The 3,899-nt window shown below is 63.7% G+C and carries 3 protein-coding genes and 1 pseudogene; all 4 read left to right on the top strand.

Going from position 1 to position 3,899, the window contains the following annotated elements; translation table 11 throughout:
- A pseudogene (locus tag EOC06_RS22945) lies at nt 1-499 on the top strand (3-hydroxy-3-methylglutaryl-CoA reductase); the annotation flags it as partial.
- Between the two features lie 3 nt (nt 500-502).
- Complete coding sequence (locus EOC06_RS22940) at nt 503-1,510, top strand: ABC transporter permease (RefSeq protein ID WP_128308858.1); 1,008 nt, start codon at nt 503-505, stop codon at nt 1,508-1,510.
- A 37-nt stretch (nt 1,511-1,547) separates the two neighbouring features.
- A complete protein-coding gene (locus tag EOC06_RS22935; protein ID WP_164749005.1) occupies nt 1,548-2,564 on the top strand; it encodes a sugar ABC transporter substrate-binding protein in 1,017 nt (338 codons plus the stop codon).
- Nucleotides 2,565-2,577: 13 nt separating this feature from the next.
- The coding region (locus EOC06_RS43245; RefSeq protein WP_245469930.1) for an ABC transporter permease at nt 2,578-3,899 on the top strand (1,322 nt) is incomplete at its 3' end.

Here is a 3,899-nt window from a genome sequence, read left to right as displayed (position 1 = left end):
CAATAAGGGCATCATGAACGGCATCGATCCAGTCGTCGTCGCGACCGGCAACGACTGGCGGGCGATCGAGGCCGGCGCCCACGCCTGGGCGGCGCGCGGCGGCCGTTATACGTCGTTGAGCCGCTGGGAGATCGACGCCGCCGGAAACCTCGTGGGGACGCTGGAAATGCCGATGGCGCTGGGCATGGTCGGCGGCGCCACCAAGACGCACCCGGCCGCTCGCGCAGCGCTGAAACTCCTCGGCGTGACCACGGCGCAAGAGCTTGCCGAGGTCACCGTCGCGGTCGGGCTGGCGCAGAACATGGCGGCGCTCAGGGCGCTGGCAACCGAAGGCATCCAGCGTGGACACATGGCGCTGCATGCCCGCAACATAGCCATCGTGGCGGGCGCGAGCGGCGCGAATATCGATGCGGTGGCAAAGGAACTTGCGGCGGATCACGATGTGCGCGTCGATCGCGCCAGGGAAATCCTGCTCAGACTGGGCAAAGAGGAGACCTGAGCGGTGAGCGAGGCGGCCGCACACGGAAATCAGGCTCGGCTTTCCAGCCTGCTCAAAAGCCAGGAAGGCATCGTGCTGGTGCTGGCGGTGCTGGCCTTCGTGCTGTTCTCGTTGCTGCTGCCGTCCTTCTTCAGCCCCGGCAACATCCTAGCCCTGATCAGAAGCGTCTCGATTCTCGGCATCCTGGCGCTGGGAATGGCGCTGGTCGTCATCGCCAGGGGCATCGATGTCTCGATGATCGCAACGATGGTGGTGTCGGTGTCCTGGGCCTTCGTGATCGCCCGCTCGGGCTATTCGCTGGAATTCGCGCTGCTGATCGGCGCGCTGTTCGCGGTGGTCGCCGGCGTGCTGATCGGGATGCTGATCGCTTTCGGCGAGGTCGCGCCGATCTTCGCGACGCTTGCCGCCGGCTCCGTCATCTACGGCCTTGGCCGAACCTTCTTCTTCACGCTGGAGATGCAGAATGTGCCGCCAGGCGCCGAATGGTTCTCGCTGATCGGGCAGGGCCGCATCCTCGGCGTCCCGGTGACGGTGGTGGTCTTTGCCATGCTTTGCCTGGCGCTGCATCTGGTGCTCAGCCGCACGCGGTTCGGCTGGCAGACCTATGCCATGGGCAACAATCCGGGCGCCGCCAGGATCACCGGCATTTCCAACCGGCCGATGATCGTCGCGCAATATGCGATCAGCGCGCTGATCGCCTACGGCGCCGGGCTGGTGCTTGCCTCGTCGGCGTCGGCGATCAACGCCCGGCTTTTCAATTCGACGATGATCTACGACATCCTTCTGGTCGTCGTGTTGGGCGGCATCGGCCTGAATGGCGGCCACGGCAAGGTTCGCAACGTCATTCTGGGCACGATCTTCGTCGGCATCCTGCTCAACGGCATGACGATCATGAACATCGCCTACACGATCCAGAACCTGGTCAAGGGCGTGGTCCTGCTTCTGGCCATCGTCATCGACTCGCTCGTCAACCCACGCGACGAGCAGACGTCCCAGCAAGGGGATCTCTGACACCAATTTCAACGCCAAAATGCAATGGGAGGAAACCATGCGACTTCTGAAAACGACAAAGTGGCTGGCCGCGGCCTGCATCGCGCTTGCCGGTATCGTCACCGCCAGCGCCCAGGACAAGGGCCTGGAAAATCCGCGCTCGACGACGTTCCACAAGACGCTGGAAGGCAAGAAGGTCGTCTTCCTGCCGCTGTCGATGGGTTTCGACCTGACCGAAGGCTGGGCGGCGGTGATGCGCCAGCAGGCCAAGCGCCTCAAGTATGATTTCGAGATCCGCGACCCCGCCTGGAGCACCGACGCGGGAACCCGCGCGCTGCAGTCGCTGATCAGCGAGAAGCCGGACCTGATCGTCGCGCACAATCCCGACATCCAGTCCTACGCCCGGTTGCTGGCTCAGGCGCAGGCCGCCGGCATCAAAGTTGTGCAGATCAACCTGGAATCGAACACCCAGACCGATTCGTATGTCGGCGCCGACTGGACCGAGATCGGCGAACAGGCGGCGCAGGCCGTGGTCGACAAATGCAGCCCCGGCAAGGGTGCTTCGACCAAGGTCGCTATCGACACCGGCGTGCCGACGGCGGCATCCGACGTGTTCCAACTCGACGGCATCTACCGTGTCTTGAACCAGCATCCCGACATCCAGGTCGTTTCGCAGCAGGCCACCGAATACAATCCGGAAAAGGCGCGCTCGATCATGGAGACCGTGCTGCAACAGCATCCGGATCTTTGCGGCGCCATCGGCATCTGGGACAATCAGGACACCGGCACGGCGTCTGCGATCCAGCAGGCCGGCAAGGGCGACCAGGTCTTCCTCGTCACAAGCGGCGGCGGCAACAGGGTCGGCTGCGAGAATGTCGAGAAGGGCCTGTTCAATCTCTACATCAGCTACAACGTGCCGCTGCAGGGCGAAATCCTGAATGCGGAGATCGCAAGGCTGCTGCTCTCCGACGGTACCGCCGGCGAGACCAAGACGCTCTATTTCAATCCGCTGACGCAGATCACCAAGGCCAACGTCAACCAGCGCAATTGCTGGACGCTGGACGATCTGAAGTAGGGAATCCTGACTTATGGCCACCAGCGATGCGCTTTCACGGCTGCGGTACCGGCTTTTGCCGGACCGCCTGTTCGGCGAATTGCTGACCAAGAGCTGGATCGACAACGTCATTCCGGCATTGGCGCTGGTGGTCACGATCCTCGTCATGACGTGGATCATCCCTGGCTATTTCTCGGTCGGCAACCTTACCGATCTCGCCCGCCAGGTGTCGGAATTCGGCCTGATCGCACTGGCGCTCACCATCGTCATCCTCTCGGGCGGCATCGACCTCTCGGTCGGCTCGATGTTCGCGCTATGCGTGCTTGCCGCCCTGGTATCGATGAACGTTGCCGGCCTGCCGGTCGGCGTGGCATTGATCGCGACGCTAGCCACGGGCCTCGTCTGCGGGCTGCTCAACGGGGTGCTGATCGGCTATCTCAGGCTGCGCGCCTTCATAACCACTCTGGTGACACTGGTCATCTACCGGGCGCTCTACGACATCATCTTTCCCCGGCTTGCCAGCGCGATCGTCGGCTCGATGCCGGTCTCCCCGACCTGGGACCTGATCGGCTTCGGCACCTTCTACGGCCTGCCCGTCTCCTTCGCCATTTTCGCCGTCATCGCCCTTGGCGCGCATATCGTCCTGTCAAGGCTAAGGCCAGGATGGCGGTTGCGCGCCGTCGGCGGTGCGCGCCGCTCCGCCTACAATGCCGGCATCAACGTCAAGCTGACGGTTTGCCTCGCCTATGTCGCATCGGGCCTGCTGACCGCGATCGCTGCCTTTCTGTTTTCCGCCCGGCTCGGCAGCACCGGCGCCGACACCGGCATAGGGCTGGAGATTTCCGTATTGACCGCCGTGGTGCTTGGCGGCGTTTCGCTGGGTGGCGGCCGCGGTTCGGTCGGCAATGCGGTGATCGGCTCCATCCTGGTGCTGATCCTGACCAGCGGCCTCATCCGCCTGTCGATGCCCGGCTCGGTCAACCAGCTGATCCTCGGTCTGGTGCTGATCGCCGCCGTGCTGTTCGACGCCAAATGGGTGAAGAACCGCGGCAAGCTGTTGAGCAAAGTCTATGTCTCGCCGACCTATCTGAAGCTGCCGAATTTGACGCCGCCGACCGGAACCGACGTGCTTGCCGTCAATGACAGGCTTGGCGCGGCGGAGCTCATAGGGCTTGGCGCGGTAGAAGGTCCCGAGGACGTCGTCCTCGACCCCGACGACAATCTCTACACCGGTACGCGGCACGGTACGATCGTCCGTTTCCTCGCGCCCGACTATGCGCGCAGCGAGGTCTTCGCCCGTATCGGCGGTCATCCGCTGGGGCTGGCCTTCGCGCCGAATGGCGACCTGCTCACCTG

The organism is Mesorhizobium sp. M7A.F.Ca.MR.362.00.0.0, assembly GCF_004023175.1.
GTDB lineage: Bacteria > Pseudomonadota > Alphaproteobacteria > Rhizobiales > Rhizobiaceae > Mesorhizobium.
Note: the sequence above shows the minus strand (reverse complement) of the source record. Positions and strands in the feature narration are given on the sequence as shown.